Below are 18,181 nucleotides of genomic sequence, written 5' to 3'. Positions count from 1 at the left end.
CGGATCCGTTTCCGAGTGCCCTTCCGATCATGAACTACCGGGCCCGCGTTCGGGCGCCGACACACAACGTACGCCACGGCGAATATCTCGGCCGGGCGGTCGACATGCCGTCACCGGCGGCGCCGCCGGACCGGGGTCACCGTTCGTTCAGCGCCGCGAGGACCGCCTTCGCCGTGGTGACTCCGATACCCGGTACCTGGGTGATCTCGTCCACGCTGGCCTTGCGCAGCCGGGCCACCGATCCGAAATGGGTCACCAGGGCGGTGCGCCGGGTCTCGCCGAGCCCCTTGACCGCATCGAGCGCCGAGGTCGTCATCCGGCGGGAGCGCTTGCTGCGATGGAAGGTGATGGCGAACCGATGGGCCTCGTCCCGCACCCGTTGCAGCAGGAACAGCGCCTCACTGTTGCGGGGCAGGATGACCGGATCCGGCTCCCCCGGCACCCACACCTCCTCGAGCCGTTTGGCCAGGCCCACGACCGCGACGTCGGTGATACCGAGCTCGTCCAGCACCGCGGCCGCGGCCGCCACCTGCGGAGCACCGCCGTCGACGACGTAGAGGTTCGGCGGGTAGGCGAACCGCCGGGGCCGGCCGGTCGCCGGGTCGATTCCGGGCCGCGACCCGGGCTCGTCGGTGTCGGCGGCCGCAGTGTCGTCGCCGGCCTGCCCTCGCTCGCGGGCCAGCCGGGCGAAGCGGCGGCGGGTGACCTCGGCGATGCTGGCCACATCATCGGAGCGGCCGTCGCCGGCGGCCTCCTTGATTCCGTAGTGCCGGTAGTCCGATTTCCGGGGCAGCCCGTCCTCGAACACCACCAGGGAGGCGACGACATCGGTGCCCTGGACATGGCTGATGTCGACACATTCGATCCGCAGTGGGGCACTGTCGAGCTCCAGGGCGTCCTGGATGTCCTGCAGGGCTTGCGATCTCGAGGTGAGATCGCCGGCGCGCTTCAGCTTGTACTGGGCGAGAGCCTCCTGCGCATTGCGCTGCACCGTTTCGGCGAGGGCCTTCTTGTCGCCGCGCTGCGGTACCCGCAGCGACACCGCCGAACCACGCAGCCGGGACAGCCACTGCTGGATCTCGTCGGCGTCTTCGGGCAACACCGGAACCAGCACCTCCCGCGGCACCACGGCCCCCGTTTCCGCGGCCCCGCCCTGTTCGGCGACCGCCACCTGTTCGCCGTAGAACTGGGTGAGGAACTGTTCCACCAGTGCCGCGGTCTCGCCGGTTCCCGATCCGGCGTCGACGGCGTCACCGGATTTGTCCACCACCCAGCCGCGCTGGCCACGGACGCGGCCGTCCCGGACGTGGAAGATCTGCACCGCGACCTGCAGATCGTCGGTCGCGAAGGCGATCACGTCGGCATCGGCGCCGGTCCCGAGCACCACCGCCTGCTTCTCCAGGGCCCGACGCAGCGCCTGGACGTCGTCACGCAGCCGGGCCGCGGTCTCGAAATCCAGCTCGTCGGCGGCCTCCTGCATTCGCCGCTCCAGCGACCGGACCATGGCGTCGGTCCGCCCGGACAGGAAGTCGCAGAACTCGTCCACGATCTCCCGGTGCTCGTCCGCGCCGACCCGGCCGACACAGGGCGCCGAGCACTTGTCGATATAGCCGAGCAGGCAGGGCCGGCCCATCTGGTTGTGCCGTTTGAACACGCCGTTCGAGCAGGTCCGGGCCGGGAATACGCGGAGCAGCAGATCCAGGGTCTCCCGGATCGCCCACGCGTGTGCGTAGGGCCCGAAGTACCGGACGCCCTTCTTCCGGGCGCCCCGGTAGACGAACAGTCGCGGATATTCCTCGTTCAGCGTGACGGCCAGCACCGGGTACGACTTGTCGTCGCGGTAGCGGACGTTGAACCGCGGGTCGAACTCCTTGATCCAGTTGTACTCGAGCTGCAGCGCCTCCACCTCGGTGGACACCACCGTCCACTCGACACTCGCCGCCGTCGTCACCATCTGCCGGGTCCGCGGATGCAGCCCGGCGACATCCGCGAAGTACGAGTTCAGCCGGCTGCGCAGGCTCTTCGCCTTACCGACATAGATGACCCGCCCGTGCGCATCCCGGAACTTGTACACGCCGGGTTCGACAGGGATGGTGCCCGGCTTCGGCCGGTACGTCGCGGGATCTGCCACGGGTCCAGCCTATCGACGGCAACCGACAGGCGATGCGCCGAGCACCCGGTACCAGCACCCGCGCGACAGTCTTGACCTGGCACTATCCTCAGCACCGGGCCGCCTCACCCCTCGGCATCGCGCCACTGAGCCACCCATGCCTCGTCCCGAATCTCGTCCCAGGACCGCCCCAACGCCGAACGTCAGTGCCAGTAGACCGACGGCCGAGCCGCACCGATTGCGCACAGTACGATTTACCGGCAAACCTGCCCACAACCCCAGCACTCGTACTGCTCGCTCACTTCCTGCCATTTCCCGGGTCCGTCGTGCCCTATCAACGACCGCAAGACCGACAGTCGGACCCGCCAGCTACGTCGCTGTCGCAGCGGCGAATCCGGGATCGACCTTCACGATGAGGTAGAGCTCATCGTCGACAACATCCCAGTCACCCAGCCTGTCTCGCATCTTGAGCAGAAACACAGCGGCTGCCATTCCGAGCGGCAAGGTTCCCGGGAAGAATCCCCACACAAGTGCAACGGGTGCCCCGACATCGACTCCCGCCCACGCCAGGACGGTCACGGCCGCCAGAGCGATGAAGTTGATCGCCATCACGGCTGCCAGCAGCAGCGCAGCGCGACGAAGCCATCGCCCTGTCCACTCACACCGTGCACACACCGGCCAAGCACCCACCACGATCGTCGACATCGGTGGACTATGACGGGCGAAGAACCCACTGACCCCCCACCCGTGCGACCGCGGATGTTTCGGTGTGTCATGGAACCATGTTCGGAACGCCTGCCGGTGTACAGCTGGCCAGCCATGCCGACTGCATACATCCGGTAGGCGATCGGCGATCTCGAGTTCCAGCGGCTCAACCGTTCGGAACCGGCTCTTCTGGTACAGAAGCCGAGTACGTGGGAGAGGGTCCTCGCAGTGCCGAAGACTGATCTTGGCGATTGTACGCGTATTCACGGGGACTCACACCAGCCAGCCGCGCTGGTTCCGCTCTTGAAAGTACCGATCGTCTTCGTCTTCGTCATCGATCGGCGTAACAACCTGCTCACGGTTCGGTTTTCGGGTACCGGACAACACGTGCCCCATCGCGCGACTGCTGGATCCAGCATCATTCAACCCACCAGAAGGTCTACTCGAAGAGTCCGAATTATTGGCAGTCCCATCACCGACGTCCACTTTACCGGAATCAACGAATTCGCCACTGCGGTATCGAGCAATAATCTCCTCACCCTGTGCAGCAAGGCGACTCATCTCCTCCGGTGTTCTAGATGCCAAATCAGCAGAAATCTGCGGAAGCATGTTGTCACTCAGACGCACAAAGCTGTCACTTTTGGCCAAATCACGGAGAGTGCCTTTGCCGTTTAGAATGTCCCCTATCTGACGTTGCAAATCAGCGTCTACCATCGGGCTCCCGATCAGCGTCTTCAGCGCTTTGGCCAAATGGCGTGACACCCCGACGTCTCCGTTTACAGTGTCGAGCATCGGCTCTTCCTTGCGTTCCATTACCACACTCCAGGGTGATCGTAAGTGGATCGAGGTAGTTCGGGGATCGCCGATGCCTCGAGCGCCGCGTGCATGCCCGCGCTGATCAGTCCCAGTACTGCCTCACTACCGTTCGCTATGTGTCCAAGGTTCCCGATGAGTTCCACCACCTTAGACGCCATCAAGGCCGCAATTGCCGCTGCAGCAGCCTCCAACGCCACAGCAACACCCACACCGACACCCGAGGACGCCGCAGCCTTTGCCGCTAGAAATTCCACGAGCCACTGGATCGCCAAGTCACCGAGGTATTGCACCAGATCCGCAATGCCGTTTGCCATGCCATATGAGGCGAGTGCATAGCCTTCGATCTCGTTGGCCACATTTTCCATGGCCTCCTTCTGACCTTCCAGCGCACTACACAGGGTAGAAAAGTAAGCACGCGCAGCCTCCGCTGCATTCCCTTGCCACGACTCGCTGGAACGTCCCATCGCCGCTTCTATAGCAGCCTGGTACGCAGTGTTGTATTCAGACAGTTTCCGGATTGCATCGCCTGACTTTTGCAGCGCCACCCAGTCCCCCGAAAGATGATTTGTAATCGTTCCAATGCAATTGAATCCCTCGCCTCCCATAAATGGAGCCGTGGCCATTGAAATCAAATTGTTCAAGTGGTAAGTCAAACTGACCCCATTACCACTGAGAACCAACTCAACATAGTCGTGCACCGGGTCAGAGTATTCCGGTTCCGCAAGCTTCTCTACCGGATACTCACTCAACGCGCTCACTCTTCAACACCTTCATAACCAGCATCCAGCGCCTTGGCCCAGTCATAATCTGTTGTCCGATACATCTTCGCGGCATTCGTCAGCTCCAGCTGAGAATCATCTGTTACTCGCCCCAGCCTCTCATAGTTGGCCACCAGATCGTCACACGCCTTCTGAAGCTGATCCAGCACGGGGGACAGAATTATCCCCCCGTGCTCCTGAACTTCTACCCACTCTTTAGCGTAGTTGACAGCCTGGATGTTGTCTTCGGAAAGCTTCCATAAGATTCGAGCGGCAGAATCAATGTCGTCCGGCTCAACTTTGAATTCTTCAGTCATCCAATCATTCCTCAACCCGCAGTTCGGGGGGTGGGCTCGGCAATCTCTTCTCTGCCTCGACCAAGCCAATCGCCGAAACCAGTCGTGAAAGACTCGGTCGTGGCCGGGCGGAAGGTAACCGCGTCGGAAGTGCAGCGTTCGGTGCAGCGGCCGTCCTCGGTGGAGTCGTAACACTGGGTGACCGACCGGGCGGCGCGTTGGTGTCGAGGGGGCCTATCAGCCGCCCCGACTGTGCTTCCAGCAGATTCGCCATCGGACAAGGTGTCCCGGCCCCGCCCTGATCATCCCCGGTCATACTTGCATTCCCTCCCTGGTCCAACGCGCATCAGCGTATCAACTACACGCCGTCCGGAACGGACGGCACCACTTGGTCAGTCGAATTGCGCACCAGTTCGCAGCTGTCAAGGTGTCCGGTCTCACGGTTCGATGGCGGGTTGCCGGCCCGCCCTACACAGGCAAACTCGAACCGGCCGAAGCGCCACCCGGTCTTCGCCCCGAGGGACCGTGTGTACGACTCGCCGACGGCACCGCGCCAATGGCCGACGAGTATGCTGCCCGGCGTGCCGACCTCATGGCGATGTGGCGTCAGCTCGGCAAAGGCCGCCTGGGTGAAGTTCAGCCGCTTCCGCTCCTCTGCCGTTCTTCCTTCAGGCACATCTCATGGAGCGCTTCGGCTCGTGGAATCGCTCTCCGATACCCGGCGTTCCACTCTCCGGTCTTGTCGCCACCGACCAGCAGGATCGCCGACCGCCAAGGATCGAAGGCATACAGATCCGGATCATCGTTCAAGGCCAGGACGCAACTCTTTGAGGTGGGCCACTGGGTGGGGTCAGGACCCTGTCCGGCCGGTTCCATTCTCCCGCGGCGGCGCATACTTCGCCCCCAGCTCCCGCAACCGGTCGATCCCCTGCACCGCGTGCAGTTTGTCATTGGCTCGCAGGGCGAGGATGGGTACGTAGTCGTCGTCGACGAGTTCGAGACGGGCCCAGGCCTTGCGGTCCGGAAAGGAGACGCCACGGATGGTGTCCCAGGCGAATTCGCGGTCGCCGAGGATGTTGCGGACGGTGACACCGGAGCGGCCGGCGCGCAGCCGGGGGCGGGTGAGCAGCAGGACAGCGGCGGCGCCGAGCACGCCGATGCCGACCATGGCAATCTGGTCGGCCATCCGGAAGTTCACTCCCGAATCACCGATGCGCAGGACGACCGCGCCGAGACAGAAGACGACGAGCACCAGGACGGCCACCGCGCGGGCGGTCCACACCGAACGCCGGGGCCGTACCTCCAGTTCCCACCCCTGGTCCGCGGGTTCCCCGGCGTCGCGCCGCCACATCCGTACCACCGGCATGGTCAGGCCGATGCGGACCGGAGCGAGCGCAGGGTGAGTGCGGCGTCCAGCGCGGCGGCACAGGCCTGCTCGCCCTTGTCCTCGGCGGAACCGGGTAGCCCGGCCCGGTCCCGCGCCTGTTCTTCGGTGTTCGTGGTGAGCACCCCGTTGGTGACGGGGGTCGCGGCGTCCAGCGAGACCCGGGTCAGCCCGGCCGTGACGGCATCGCACACGTACTCGAAGTGCGGTGTGCCGCCACGGATCACCACACCGAGCGCGACGACCGCATCATGGGTGCGGGCTAATTCCTGGGCCACCACCGGCAGCTCCATCGCACCGGCGCAGCGCACCACCGTCACGTTCGCCACGCCGGCGTCCTTCGCGACCCGTTCGGCGTTGGCGACCAGGGTGTCGCAGATCTCGGTGTGCCAGCGCGAGGCCACGATTCCGAGCCGCAGATCGCGGGCGTCGGACAGGGCGAAGGTCGGTACCCCGGTACCGCTCATCAGTAGGTCACCTTTCGAGGGATCGGTACGGGCCGGTTCACTGGGCGGTCTCGCCGAGGTCGAGATCGAGATCGTCGAGACCGACCAGGTCGTGCCCCATCCGGTCCCGCTTGGTGCGCAGGTAGTGCAGGTTCTCGGCGTTGGCCCGCAGCGGCATCGGCACTCGATCGGTGATCCGCAGCCCGTAGCCGTCCAGGCCGACCCGCTTGGCCGGGTTGTTGGTCAGCAGCCGCATCGACCGGATGCCCAGATCGACCAGGATCTGCGCACCGGTGCCGTAGTCGCGGGCGTCGGCGGGCAGGCCCAGGTCGAGATTCGCGTCGACGGTGTCGCGGCCGGAGTCCTGCAGCTGGTAGGCCTGCAATTTGTGCATCAGGCCGATGCCGCGGCCCTCGTGCCCGCGCATGTACAGCACGACACCGCGGCCTTCGCGATCCACCATGTCCAGGGCGGCGTCCAGTTGCGGGCCGCAGTCGCAGCGCAGCGACCCGAACACGTCACCGGTCAGGCATTCGGAATGCACCCGGACCAGCACGTCCTCGCCGTCGCCGATATCGCCCCGGACCAGCGCCACATGCTCGGCCTCGTCGAAGATGCTCTGGTAGCCGACCGCCTTGAAGTCGCCGTGCGTGGTCGGGATCCGGGCCTCGGCGACCCGCTCGACGTGCTTCTCGTGCTTACGCCGCCAGGCGATCATATCGGCGATGGAGATCATCGCGAGCTCGTGTTCGTCGGCGAACACCCGCAGCTCGTCGGTGCGGGCCATATGCCCGTCGTCCTTCTGGCTGACGATCTCGCAGATCACGCCGGCCGGCCGCAGCCCGGCCATCCGGGCCAGGTCGACGGCGGCCTCGGTGTGCCCGGGCCGGCGCAGTACACCACCGTCCTTCGCGCGCAGCGGGACCACGTGCCCCGGCCGGGTGAAGTCGCCGGCCGCGGCCGCGGAATCGGCCAGCAGGCGCATGGTGGTGGCCCGGTCGGCACCGGAGATGCCGGTGGTGATGCCTTCGCGGGCGTCCACCGAGACCGTGTAGGCGGTGCCGTGCTTGTCCTGATTCATCGCGTAGGCCGGGGGCAGGCCGAGCCGGTCGCAGTCGTCGCCGGTGAGCGGGACACAGATGTAGCCGGAGGTGTACCGGATCATGAAGGCGACCAGCTCCGGGGTCGCCTTCTCGGCCGCGAAGATGAGGTCGCCCTCGTTCTCCCGGTCCTCGTCGTCGACCACGACAACCGCTTTACCGGCGGCGATGTCGGCGACCGCACGCTCGATACTGTCCAACCTGGTCACGTCAGCTTGCTCCATCTGAGATATCGGTGCACATCTACCCTACGGCTTGCCGGGACGGACGGCCGCGCCGCCACCCCGCCGGCCGGCACGGCGTCAACCGCGCTGCTGCAGGCGCTCGACGTACTTGGCGATCACGTCGGCTTCGAGATTGACGCGGCGGCCGACCGGTGCCGTCCCGAGCACGGTGAGGGCGAGCGTCGTCGGGATAAGGGACACCTCGAACCAGTCGCGCGTTCCATCGGCGGCGGGTTCCTCGGTGCGGCCCAGCCCGGAGACGGTCAGCGACACCCCGTCGACGGTGATCGATCCCTTCTCCACCACATATCTGGCGAGTGCGTCCGGCAACGAGATCCGGACGATCTCCCAGTTCTCCGACGGGGTGCGGGCGAGAACGGTGCCGGTGCCGTCGACGTGGCCCTGCACCAGGTGGCCGCCGAGGCGGCTGTCCAGGGCTGCGGCGCGTTCGAGATTCACCCGGGATCCGGGGCCCAGGCCGCCGATGCTGGATCGGTCCAGGGTTTCGGCCATCACGTCGACGGTGAAGCAGTCCCCGTCGACGACGTCGACGACGGTCAGGCACACGCCGTTCACGGCGATCGAATCACCGTGCCGGGCATCGGAGGTCACGGTGGCGCCGCGGATGGTCAACCGGGCGGCGTCGGCCAGCTCCTCGGCCGCGACGATCTCGCCCAGTTCCTCGACGATGCCTGTGAACATGCCCGACTCCCTCGTCCTCGCGTCGTGTCTTCCGGCTTGCGGAACAGCCCGGACCCGGTGGCTATTCCCGGCGATTCCCGCACTGTGGCGCCGGATCCGAGGCAACCCTAGCCGCGCGGCACCGGGTGGTGATCGCCGGTGTCCGGACGGTGGACCGTTTGCGGTGGGCCGCGGTACGGGTCGGCGCGTTCTACCCATCCGGATCGACCGTCAATCCGAATCGCCGAAACTCACTGTTGCGAACGCTTGCGTTGCGTCGAATATCGACGCAATATTGTTATGTCGCCGATTCCCACCGTTCGGTCACCGAGTCCGGATCGTTGCCGCCGGACCCGCAGCGAACTGTTCGAAGACGACATGTTTCGTCCCGGAGCGAACCCGCCCCGGGTGCTGGGCCCAGGTCAAGTCCATCACCGTCAGGAAGACATCACTGTGGGTCGATCAGAGTTCGAGACAATCGGGGGTGCCGCGTGACCACACTGCTCGAATCCGCACTCGAGCGGCAGTGCGCCCGGTACCGGCAGGAGTGCCGGCTCCCGGCGACCGTCGAAGCCGAATCGCGCCGCATCATGCTGCAGATCGGCGCCCACCACGGCGCCGTGACCATGCCGGACCGGCTCGGCGAGCAGGTTCAGCACCGGCTGCTCCAGGCCGGTATCGCCGGTCCGGTCCTGGCCCATCCGCGGGCCGCGAGCTGGACCTTCCTCACCGGCCCCTACCGGCCCGACACCGTATCGGTGGCTGCGGCGGCCGAACTGTTCCGGCTCTACGCCACGGTGGCTGCCAACGGCAGCCGGATCGTGCTGCCGTCCGCGGACGACGAGCGCACCGGTTACCGCACCTGGGTGCAGCCGCCGGAGCGGGCCACCGATCGGCCACCACTGTCCGCGGTGATCGAGGCGACTCGCACCCTCGGCTCCGGCGACCGCCGCCGTCCGTAACCGATCAGCGGTGCCATACCGCCGCGGCCTGATGCCGCAGCCGCTGCACCGTGGCGCCGCGATCCTCGGTGTTGTACACCGCCGACCCGGCCACGAAGCAATCGATTCCGGCCTCGGCGGCCTGCTCGATCGTGTCCGCATTGATCCCGCCGTCGATCTCCACGACCAGGCGCAGCTCCCCGGCATCGACGAGGCGGCGGACCACCCGCGCCTTCTCCAGCACGTTCGGGATGAACGACTGGCCGCCGAATCCGGGTTCCACGCTCATCACCAGCAGGGTGTCGAATTCGCGCAGGATCTCCAGGTACGGCTCGATCGGGGTGTTCGGTTTGACCGACAGCCCGGCCTTGCCACCCGCTGCCCGGATGTCCTTGGCCACCGCAATCGGATCGTCGGTCGCCTCGGCATGGAAGGTGACGTTGTAGGCGCCCGCTTCGGCGTAGCCGGGTGCCCACCGGCCCGGGTCATCGATCATCAGATGGCAATCGAGAGGGATGTCGGTCGCCTTCAGCAGGCTCTCCACCACGGGGAGCCCCAGCGTGAGATTCGGCACGAAATGGGCGTCCATCACGTCCACATGCAGCCAGTCGGAACCCTCGACGGCGGCGGCCTCCTCGGCCAGGTGAGCGAAGTCTGCGGACAGGATGGACGGGGCGATCATCGGCTGGGCCGGGCGGGTGAACGTCGGAGTGGACACAGCGTGGCAGTGTAGCGACAAAGCTGATTCCCCCGCCCGGATGTGGGTAGCCTGCATAGCGTGACCAACATTTCGGCGGAACAGGGGCTGCGCAGCACCCCGGTGGAGATTCGTGTGGCCGCATCCGTGACCCAGCTGCCGATCGTGCGCGGGCTCGCCGAAACCTTGGTCCTGCTCAGCGAATTCACCCTCGACGAGGTGGCCGACACCCGGCTGGCGGTCGACGAGGTGTGCTCCACCATCGTGGGCATCGCCGCCCCGGACTCCATGCTCACCTGCCGGTTCGTCGTCGGGGACACCGAACTGGAGGTCGAGGTCGACGGTGTCGCCGGCCGCGCGGGACTGCCCGACCAGCACAGCTTCGGCTGGCATGTGCTGCGCACCCTCACCGATGAGGTCACCGCCCGCCAGGACGGTTTCGACGCAGCGACTTCCGGATATCCGACGACAGTGCGGTTCCGTCGGGTCCGGGGGAAAGCGGAGTGACCGAGGACCGCACCGCACCGACCGCGAAGGCCGAGCCGACGCCGGTGCCCGGCTACGACGATGTCGGTGAGCTCTTCGAACGGCTGGCGGCCACCGCACCGGGCAGCGCCGAGCACGCCGCCGCCCGGGACCGGCTGATCAACCGGTGCATTCCGCTCGCCGACCACATCGCGCGCAAGTTCAGCGGCCGGGGCGAACCGTACGACGACCTCACCCAGGTGGCCCGGGTAGGCCTGGTACACGCGGTCGACCGGTTCGACGTGAGCCGCGGCTCCAATTTCCTGTCCTTCGCCGTACCCACGATCATGGGTGAGGTCCGCCGCTATTTCCGGGACAACACCTGGGCGATGCGGGTGCCGCGGCGGGTGAAGGAGACGCATCTGCGGATCGGCGCCGCCGTCGACTCACTGTCGCAGACGCTGGGTCGCTCCCCCACCGCCAAGGAGATCGCCGCCGAACTGGGCGTCGAACCCGATGAGGTCACCCAGGCGGTGATCGCCGGAAACGCCTATCAGCCCGGTTCCATCGATGCCGCCACCATCGGCCGCGACACCGATGCCTCGCTGCTGGACACCCTCGGCGAGGAGGAGACCCAGTTCGATCGGGTCGAGGAGTACATCGCGGTGCGCCCGCTGCTGGCCGGCCTCCCCGAACGGGAACGCCGGATCCTCACCATGCGTTTCTTCGAATCGATGACCCAGACCCAGATCGCCCAGCGCCTGGGCATCTCCCAGATGCACGTCTCCCGGATTCTCGCGAAAACCCTCGCCCGGCTGCGCGAGCAATCCGGCCGGGAGTGATCCGGTGCGAGGTGGCGGCGATCAACCGGCCTCGGCGGCCGGACGGGAATCCGGGTACCAGAGGAACTGGATCCGCTCCATCACCTTGCTGCGCTGCGTGTTGTGGAACGCGGCGACGAGCCAGGTGCCGTCCTCGCGGACCAGCGTGTAGGACTGGACCTTCCCAGGTGATTCGGGCGGCTCGCCCTCGTAGGTGTCGCCCCGGGTGATCAGCACCGCCACGTCGTCGGTGACGAATCGAAGGTTCAGGTACCGGGAGGCCAGCCGGGTCCCGCCGAGCGGCCCGTCGAACAGGGCGCGGTGACCGGCGACGATGTCGTCGCGGCCGGTGTAGTAGGTGCCGACCCAGGTGGCATAGGTGGCGTCCTCGGTGAACAGAGCACCGTAGGTGTCGGCGTCGTTGTCGCCCCAGGCGGCCTCGAGCCCCGCCATGGTCGCGCAGACGCCCGCCACCGCACGATCATCGGGCGCACCGCCGCCGGGACCGGCCGCCGGGACCTGCGCACAGGCAGTGACCCCGGTTTCACTGACCGTCGAGGTGGCATTCAGCCAGGCGTACACACCGCCACCGGCGAGCCCGAGTAGTCCGACCCCCGCCGCGACCAGGTACGGCCAGCGGCGACGCCGCGGTCTGACATCGGCCGGTTCGTGTCCGGCAGGCGAGTTCTGATTCCCTTTTATTTGCATGTGTGCAATGATTGCACTCATGCAGGATTCTGGCAAGGAACCCGAGGCCACCATCACGCCGGCCGTGTATCGGCGCTACCTCGCCGCCGTGGTGCAGTTCCATCTCGCGGCAGCCGAAGCGTGCGGGCTCGGCGTGACCGACTACCAGGCAGCCAGCCTGCTGGCGGTCGACGGGCCGATGACGACGGGACAGCTCGCGAGCCGGCTCGGCCTGTCCCCGAGCGCGACGACACGCGCCGTCGATCGATTGACGGCAGCCGATCTGGCCGAGCGCATTCCCGATCCGGCGGATCGCCGCCGGGTACTGGTCCGGCACACCGGCCGTGAACCCGCGGGATTGGACCGAATCCTCGCGACGGTGCAGGCGCCGATCGCCGCCACCATCGGCGCGCTGACGGCGGACCAGCAGACCGGGCTGGCCACCTACTTCGAGGACGCCGCCACCGCCTACAGCCACGCTACCCAGACCATGAGCGAACGCTGATCCGTAGCGCTCCCGCGGCGCGATCGGGTGCCACGCTCACCACCGGCACAACGGCCCGGCAAGGTCGGTGCATCTCCGATTCCGACCGTGTACCGGAACTGCCGTAGCAGCCGACAACACCGCAGGTAGCCGCCACCGTGAGCTGGATCGCGAGCCGCGCACCGGCGACGGTCGTCCACGTCCGAGTCCTTTGTGCCGGGTCCGGTCAGCCCGGCACGCCGCCGGAGCGGGATCGCCGTAGGCCGGCAGGCGCGCGCAGCCACCAGGCGGCGTCGAGCAGTTCGGTCAGCTGCACCGGATCCACCAGCGCCAGGTCGACGAGGACGAACGGGTGGCCGTCGTAATGCGGTGTGGTGTAGAACGCCGGATCACCGGAGGCCAGCAGTGCCTGTTTCTCGGTCATCTCGCACAGCATGGCGAGGCCGCCGTCGGCCTCGGTGCGCAGCCGGGCGAACCCCTTGCCGCCCACCTTCAGTCCCGGAGTCCGCCACCAGGTGCTCGTCTCGACGCCGGGCAGCCGCTGCGCTGCCGCCACGACCTCGTCCCATGTCATCGCCATGGTTCGAGTGTGCCCGGAACTCGGCAGGTGCCGCTTGGACGAATGGCACCTGCCGACCGCTCTCGGACGGAGCCGACCCGACCGGCCGGGGCACGGGCCGGGGTCGGCATGGCGTGCGAACCCGGCCGCGCCGCGGATGCTGTTCCGGGACCGGGCCGGGTCAATCGACGGGCTTGCGCAGGGCCGCCAGGAACATGGCGTCGGTGCCGTGCCGGTGCGGCCACAGTTGCGCACCGGGACCGTCGCCGAGATCGGTGACGCCGGGCAGGTACTCGCGGGTGTCGAGCTGGATCGCGCCGGTGCGGCGCACCAGGTCGGCCACCACGGCCACGGTTTCCGGCAGATGCGGTGAACAGGTGGAGTACAGCACCACGCCGCCGGGCCGCACCAGATCCCATGCCGCGGTCAGCAGTTCACGTTGCAGCGTGACCAGATCGGCGACGTCGGCCGGGGTGCGGCGCCAGCGTGCTTCCGGGCGGCGGCGCAGCGCCCCCAGACCCGTGCAGGGTGCATCCACGAGGATCCGGTCGTAGCCGGGGGTGAGTCCACTGTCTCGGCCGTCGGCGACGTGCACATGCACCGGCAGATCGGTGGTCGCCTTCCGGACCAGGTCGGCGCGGTGCTCGGCCGGCTCGACCGCATCCACGTCGAAGCGGTCGATCGCGGCCAGCGCGCCGAGCAGAGCGGCCTTGCCGCCGGGGCCGGCGCACAGGTCGAGCCAGCGGCCGCCGTCCGCACCTTCCAGCGGGGCGCGGGTGAGTGCGACCGCGACGAGCTGGCTGCCCTCGTCCTGCACCGCGGCCATGCCCTCGCGGACCGGTTCGAACTGTCCCGGGTCGCCCCCGTCCAGGTGTACCGCGTACGGCGACAGCCGACCCTCGGTACCCCCCGTGAGCAGGGCCAGCTCCTCGGCGGTCATCTCGCCGGGGCGCGCTACCAGGTGCACCGCCGGGCGTTCGTCGTCGGCGGCGAGCAGATCACCCAGTTCCCCGGCGCGGGCGCCGAGCGCATCGGCGAAGGCCTGCGCAATCCAGACGGGGTGAGCATATTCGAAGGCGAGCCGGCCGACCGGATCGGCCGGGGCGAGTTCGGCCACCCAGTCTGCCGTATCGCGGGCGCCGGCCCGACGCAGTACCGCGTTCACGAACCCGGCGCGGCCGGTGCCCGCTTCGGCACGGGCCAGCTCGACGGCGGTATCGACCGCCGCATGGGCGCCGGTGCGGGTGCGCAGCAGCTGGTAGACACCCAGCCGCAGAATGTCCAGCAGCGGGCCGTCGATCTCGTCGACCGGGCGCTTCGCACAGTGCGCGATCACCGCGTCCAGTTGCCCCTGTGCCCGGCAGGCGCCATAGGTCAATTCCGTGGCGAATGCGGCATCCCGGCCCTCGAGCCGGCGCTCCCGCAGTAGGGCGGGCAGGACCAGGTTGGCGTAGGCGTCGCGCTCCCGCACTGCCCGCAGCACCTCGAGGGCGACCTCACGCGCCGGGTCCACGATGCCGCGCGGCACGCCGGTCTCCGTGCGGTCGGGCCGGTGTTTTCCGGCTGCGCCGCGGGTATCGCGACCGGTGTCCGACCGGCCGCGCCGGGAAGGTCCGGCGGGCTCTCGGTCCGCCGAACGGTTCGGCCGGCCGGGGCGGTGGCCGGCGGAGCCGTGACGACGATCGGGACCGACTCCCTCCGCGCCACCGCGCGGGTTGCCGGGGCGAGCAGGCCGGGTGCGCCCGGTTTCCGAACGTTCGGGACGACCGGTATCGGGACGTCCTCGGCGCCCGGCACCGGCACCCTGGGCCGGCCGAGGGCGGTTGCGGGACTGCGCATCAGTGTCTCGGGACTGCGGGCCGTCATCCGGGTATCTACCGCCGCGCCGCGAATCGAAGCCCGGACGTTGCGATGTCCGGCCGGTGCGATCGGACGCCGCAGCACGGCGGGGCCCGCCGGCGGCGCCGGACCGGTTCGTCCGGTCGATGTCGCGTCGGTCGGCACTGCGCCCGGCGCCCGTGGACCGGCTGCCGCCGGTGTCCGTCCCGCTGTGGGCGCGCCGTTCGCGGGGATTCGGGTCCCGGTCCGACCCGCCGGCCCCCGACCCGGCCCGTCCGCCGCGGCCGCCCTCGAGCCGGCCGGACCCGCTGCGGGCGCGCCGTTCACGGGGATTCGGGTCCCGGTCCGACCGGACGGCACGCGACCCGGTTCGTCCGCGGCCGCCCTCGGCCCGGCCGGGTTCGCCGCGACCGGACTCGCCACGGCCGGGTTCGCCGGATCGGGCACCACGCCGCCGGGCGGCCCAGCCGCCGTCGATATCGGCTTCCCGTTCCCCGTCCGGTGCCGCCTTCCCAGAGCGCTTCTTCGCGGCCCGCGCCGCCCAGCCGCCGTCGACGGTCTTGGGGTCGATCCTGCCGGTGCGCCGGTCGTCCGCGCGGCTCATCCGGCCACCGTGCCCTCGGCCAGGCGGGCGCCGCGGGCCCAGTCCAGGGCGGCCATCATCCGTTTACCGGGTGGTTGCACCTGCCCCAGCCGGACCGCAGTGGTGGCAGTCCCGACGAACACGCCGGATTTGCGCACCTCCACCGCCCGCACCGGCAGTTCGTCCGGCACCATTTCGACCGGCCCGAGTTTCACCCGGACACCGTTGATCTCGGTCCAGGCGCCGGGCGCGGGCGTGACGGACCGGATACGGCGCTGGATCGCCAGGGCGGGCTGATCGAACCGGACGTGTCCGGCGGCGACGGTCACCTTCGGTGCATAGGAGACACCGTCGGTGGACTGCGGCACTGCCTGCAGCGACCCGTCGGCGACCCCGTCCAGGGTCTTCTCCAGCAGCACCGCACCGGATTCGGCGAGCCGGCCCAGCAGTTCACCGGCGGTGTCGGTGACCGCAATCGGCTCGGTGACCACCCCGTACACCGGCCCGGTGTCCAGCCCCGCCTCGATCCGGAAGGTGGAGGCGCCGGTCATCTCGTCACCGGCGTCGATGGCGGCCTGCACCGGCGCCGCCCCGCGCCAGGCGGGCAGCAGCGAGAAGTGCAGGTTGATCCATCCGTGCCGGGGGATGTCGAGCAGTTCCTGTGGCAACAGCGCACCGTAGGCGACGACCGGGCAGCAATCGGGTGCGAGTTCGGTGAAGGCCGCGACGAACTCCGGGTCGGCGGGGCGCCGGGGCGTCAGCACCGGGATGCCGTGCGCATCGGCCAGTTCACCCACCGGCGAGCGACGCACCTTGCGACCGCGGCCGGCCACCGCATCCGGGCGGGTGACCACGGCGACGACCTCATGGGCCGCGCTGTCGATCAACCGCTGCAGCGACGGTACGGCCGGTTCCGGGGTGCCGGCGAAGACGAGCCGCATCAGCGCACCCCCTCGTTCTCGGCGCCACGCGAGGAGCGCACGGTGATCCCGGCGGTGAACCAGTCCGACTCCCGGATGGTCCGCATCGCCGCCTTCCGGTCGGCCGGGTCGAGCCGGTCCAGGAACAGCACCCCGTCGAGGTGATCGGTCTCGTGCTGGACGCACCGGGCGAACAGTTCGTCGGCCTCGAATTCGACTGCGGCGCCGAACCGGTCGTTGCCGCGAACGCGGACCCGCAGCGCGCGGCGGACATCGTGGCGCACCCCCGGAATCGACAGGCAGCCTTCCGCTCCGATCTGTTCCTCGTCCCCGACGACCTCGAACACCGGGTTCACGACGTGCCCCGGACCGTCGCCGACGTCGTAGACGAAGACCCGCAGGCCGACGCCGATCTGCGGGGCCGCCATCCCGACACCGTCGTCGTCGTACATGGTGTCGGTGAGGTCGTCGACCAACTGCCCGAGTTCGGCGTCGAACACGGTGACCTCATCCGCGCGGGAACGCAGGATCGGGTCGCCGAACAGGCGAACGGGCTGAATGGTCACGGCGGCTCCCGGAAGACAGATCGTAAGAATGCGGACCTCTCATTCTAGGAGGCGCCGATCCACCGGGTGCGGTCAGGAGTTTCCGGCGATGATCACCTGCGGAATTCCGGTGCCCAGCGGTACCGGACGGCACACCGGCTCCGGCGCACCCGCCGGGTCGAGCACCTGGTGCAGCAATTGCTGCACGAACGGGTCGTACACCATCTGGAAGTGCCCGGTCAGGTCCTCCGGGCACAGGTCCTGCAGGACCAGATTCTGTGCGCCCGGGCCGTGCAGGGCGATGTTCTCGAACGGCTGGATCATCTCGTCGAGCCGGCTGCCGATGGTGGTGTATTCGGGACCGGGCACGGTATCGCCGCCCGCGTTGAGTTCCACCATGAACGGTTCCCCTTCCCCCTGCTGCACCGCGGCCGTGGAGGTGACCTTGGCCGCGATCTCCAGGGCGCCCGGCACCGCCTGCGCGACCGGAACCAGGCCGTACATCACACCGCCGTAGCTCGGCGACGCGATACCGACCCACCGATGCACCTTCGGGGCGCCGCCGAGCTTGTTCACCCAGAATCGGCTGACCGAGGCGCCCTGCGAGAACCCGACCAGGTCAATCCGGTCCGCACCGGTGGTCGCCAGCACCCGGTCCACGAAGGCACCGACCTGGTGGGGGCTCTGCCAGATGTCCTCGGTACCGAAGGTGTCCGCGCCCGGAGCGCCCCCGTAGTTCGGCGCGAACACACAGAACCCCGCCGCGGCGAGCTGCGGCCCGATGGCCGACCAGTCGGAGTACGCACTCGAATCGGTGCCGTGCACCAGCACCACCGGATACGGATGGTCGGCGGCCGGCCGACACCCGAAGTCGTTGACCCCCTGCGGCACTGCGTCCGGATGTGCCTTACGGTAGCGGGCAGCAGCCAGATGATCGGACTGCGGCGGCCCCGGCTCCATCGGTACTTCGGCATGCGACACCGTCGCCGGCTGCGCCGCGACCCCCGGAGCCCCCACCGCCACCGGCCCGCACACCGCCACCGCCCCGAGCAACCCGGCCAGTACCATCCGACCGAATTGTGAAGTTCCCCTACCCGACATACCCCGTGGTTGTCCCATT

20 protein-coding genes are annotated in these 18,181 nt (G+C 68.4%); 4 read left to right on the top strand and 16 right to left on the bottom strand.

Translation table 11 applies throughout. From position 1 onward, the window contains the following. Positions 1–136: 136 nt before the first annotated feature. The 9 genes from uvrC to AC1HFH_RS10930 form a co-directional block, all read right to left on the bottom strand. On the bottom strand, positions 137–2,131 hold the full coding sequence (gene uvrC / locus AC1HFH_RS10970; RefSeq protein WP_480247325.1) for an excinuclease ABC subunit UvrC: 1,995 nt from the start codon (positions 2,129–2,131) through the stop codon (positions 137–139). A gap of 348 nt (positions 2,132–2,479) precedes the next feature. Continuing rightward, the gene (locus AC1HFH_RS10965) at positions 2,480–2,815 is read right to left on the bottom strand and encodes a hypothetical protein (protein WP_480247324.1); all 336 of its coding nucleotides are present in this window, start codon (positions 2,813–2,815) and stop codon (positions 2,480–2,482) included. 273 nt (positions 2,816–3,088) lie between these two features. Further along, complete coding sequence (locus AC1HFH_RS10960; protein ID WP_480247323.1) at positions 3,089–3,628, bottom strand: hypothetical protein; 540 nt, start codon at positions 3,626–3,628, stop codon at positions 3,089–3,091. Further along, complete coding sequence (locus tag AC1HFH_RS10955; RefSeq protein WP_480247322.1) at positions 3,628–4,389, bottom strand: hypothetical protein; 762 nt, start codon at positions 4,387–4,389, stop codon at positions 3,628–3,630. The genes AC1HFH_RS10960 and AC1HFH_RS10955 overlap by 1 nt, the downstream gene beginning before the upstream one ends. Beyond that, positions 4,386–4,706 (bottom strand): type VII secretion target, encoded by a 321-nt coding sequence (locus AC1HFH_RS10950; protein ID WP_480247321.1) that lies wholly within the window; start codon positions 4,704–4,706, stop codon positions 4,386–4,388. The genes AC1HFH_RS10955 and AC1HFH_RS10950 overlap by 4 nt, the downstream gene beginning before the upstream one ends. A gap of 829 nt (positions 4,707–5,535) precedes the next feature. Then, the gene (locus tag AC1HFH_RS10945; protein WP_480247320.1) at positions 5,536–6,051 is read right to left on the bottom strand and encodes a PH domain-containing protein; all 516 of its coding nucleotides are present in this window, start codon (positions 6,049–6,051) and stop codon (positions 5,536–5,538) included. 2 nt (positions 6,052–6,053) lie between these two features. Then, positions 6,054–6,536, bottom strand: coding sequence for a 6,7-dimethyl-8-ribityllumazine synthase (gene ribH / locus AC1HFH_RS10940; RefSeq protein WP_480247319.1), 483 nt, complete (start codon positions 6,534–6,536; stop codon positions 6,054–6,056). Positions 6,537–6,573: 37 nt separating this feature from the next. After that, positions 6,574–7,824: a bifunctional 3,4-dihydroxy-2-butanone-4-phosphate synthase/GTP cyclohydrolase II gene (locus AC1HFH_RS10935; RefSeq protein ID WP_480247318.1), complete on the bottom strand. Its 1,251-nt coding sequence runs from the start codon at positions 7,822–7,824 to the stop codon at positions 6,574–6,576. Positions 7,825–7,917: 93 nt separating this feature from the next. Then, positions 7,918–8,541, bottom strand: coding sequence for a riboflavin synthase (locus tag AC1HFH_RS10930; RefSeq protein ID WP_480247317.1), 624 nt, complete (start codon positions 8,539–8,541; stop codon positions 7,918–7,920). Between the two features lie 470 nt (positions 8,542–9,011). On the opposite strand from AC1HFH_RS10930, the gene AC1HFH_RS10925 reads away from it, so the two are divergent. Further along, on the top strand, positions 9,012–9,482 hold the full coding sequence (locus AC1HFH_RS10925) for a hypothetical protein (protein WP_480247316.1): 471 nt from the start codon (positions 9,012–9,014) through the stop codon (positions 9,480–9,482). A gap of 4 nt (positions 9,483–9,486) precedes the next feature. Here AC1HFH_RS10925 and rpe read toward each other — a convergent pair whose 3' ends face one another. Then, a complete protein-coding gene (gene rpe / locus AC1HFH_RS10920; protein ID WP_480247817.1) occupies positions 9,487–10,143 on the bottom strand; it encodes a ribulose-phosphate 3-epimerase in 657 nt (218 codons plus the stop codon). A 96-nt stretch (positions 10,144–10,239) separates the two neighbouring features. On the opposite strand from rpe, the gene AC1HFH_RS10915 reads away from it, so the two are divergent. Both AC1HFH_RS10915 and AC1HFH_RS10910 read left to right on the top strand, forming a co-directional pair. Next, positions 10,240–10,665 carry an ATP-binding protein gene (locus tag AC1HFH_RS10915; RefSeq protein WP_480247315.1) on the top strand — a complete coding sequence of 142 codons (426 nt, stop codon included), beginning with the start codon at positions 10,240–10,242 and terminating at the stop codon, positions 10,663–10,665. Continuing rightward, positions 10,662–11,465, top strand: coding sequence for a SigB/SigF/SigG family RNA polymerase sigma factor (locus AC1HFH_RS10910; protein WP_480247314.1), 804 nt, complete (start codon positions 10,662–10,664; stop codon positions 11,463–11,465). Before AC1HFH_RS10915 ends, AC1HFH_RS10910 begins: the two co-directional genes overlap by 4 nt. A gap of 21 nt (positions 11,466–11,486) precedes the next feature. On the opposite strand, the gene AC1HFH_RS10905 is transcribed toward AC1HFH_RS10910, so the two are convergent. Next, positions 11,487–12,152 (bottom strand): SgcJ/EcaC family oxidoreductase, encoded by a 666-nt coding sequence (locus AC1HFH_RS10905; RefSeq protein WP_480247313.1) that lies wholly within the window; start codon positions 12,150–12,152, stop codon positions 11,487–11,489. A gap of 19 nt (positions 12,153–12,171) precedes the next feature. Here AC1HFH_RS10905 and AC1HFH_RS10900 point away from each other — a divergent pair, with 19 nt between their 5' ends. Further along, complete coding sequence (locus AC1HFH_RS10900) at positions 12,172–12,636, top strand: MarR family winged helix-turn-helix transcriptional regulator (RefSeq protein WP_480247312.1); 465 nt, start codon at positions 12,172–12,174, stop codon at positions 12,634–12,636. 205 nt (positions 12,637–12,841) lie between these two features. Here AC1HFH_RS10900 and AC1HFH_RS10895 read toward each other — a convergent pair whose 3' ends face one another. The 5 genes from AC1HFH_RS10895 to AC1HFH_RS10875 all read right to left on the bottom strand — a co-directional run bounded on the left by AC1HFH_RS10895 (position 12,842) and on the right by AC1HFH_RS10875 (position 18,129). Beyond that, complete coding sequence (locus tag AC1HFH_RS10895; protein WP_480247311.1) at positions 12,842–13,195, bottom strand: MmcQ/YjbR family DNA-binding protein; 354 nt, start codon at positions 13,193–13,195, stop codon at positions 12,842–12,844. A gap of 160 nt (positions 13,196–13,355) precedes the next feature. Further along, positions 13,356–14,702, bottom strand: coding sequence for an RsmB/NOP family class I SAM-dependent RNA methyltransferase (locus AC1HFH_RS10890; protein ID WP_480247310.1), 1,347 nt, complete (start codon positions 14,700–14,702; stop codon positions 13,356–13,358). A 911-nt stretch (positions 14,703–15,613) separates the two neighbouring features. Then, positions 15,614–16,537 carry a methionyl-tRNA formyltransferase gene (gene fmt, locus AC1HFH_RS10885; RefSeq protein WP_480247309.1) on the bottom strand — a complete coding sequence of 308 codons (924 nt, stop codon included), beginning with the start codon at positions 16,535–16,537 and terminating at the stop codon, positions 15,614–15,616. Beyond that, on the bottom strand, positions 16,537–17,082 hold the full coding sequence (def, locus tag AC1HFH_RS10880; protein WP_480247308.1) for a peptide deformylase: 546 nt from the start codon (positions 17,080–17,082) through the stop codon (positions 16,537–16,539). The genes fmt and def overlap by 1 nt, the downstream gene beginning before the upstream one ends. 72 nt (positions 17,083–17,154) lie before the next feature. Further along, the gene (locus AC1HFH_RS10875) at positions 17,155–18,129 is read right to left on the bottom strand and encodes a lipase family alpha/beta hydrolase (protein ID WP_480247307.1); all 975 of its coding nucleotides are present in this window, start codon (positions 18,127–18,129) and stop codon (positions 17,155–17,157) included. Positions 18,130–18,181 lie beyond the last annotated feature (52 nt).

The organism is Nocardia sp. KT25-26 (genome assembly GCF_056627695.1).
This window is presented reverse-complemented; position numbering and strand designations above follow the sequence as displayed.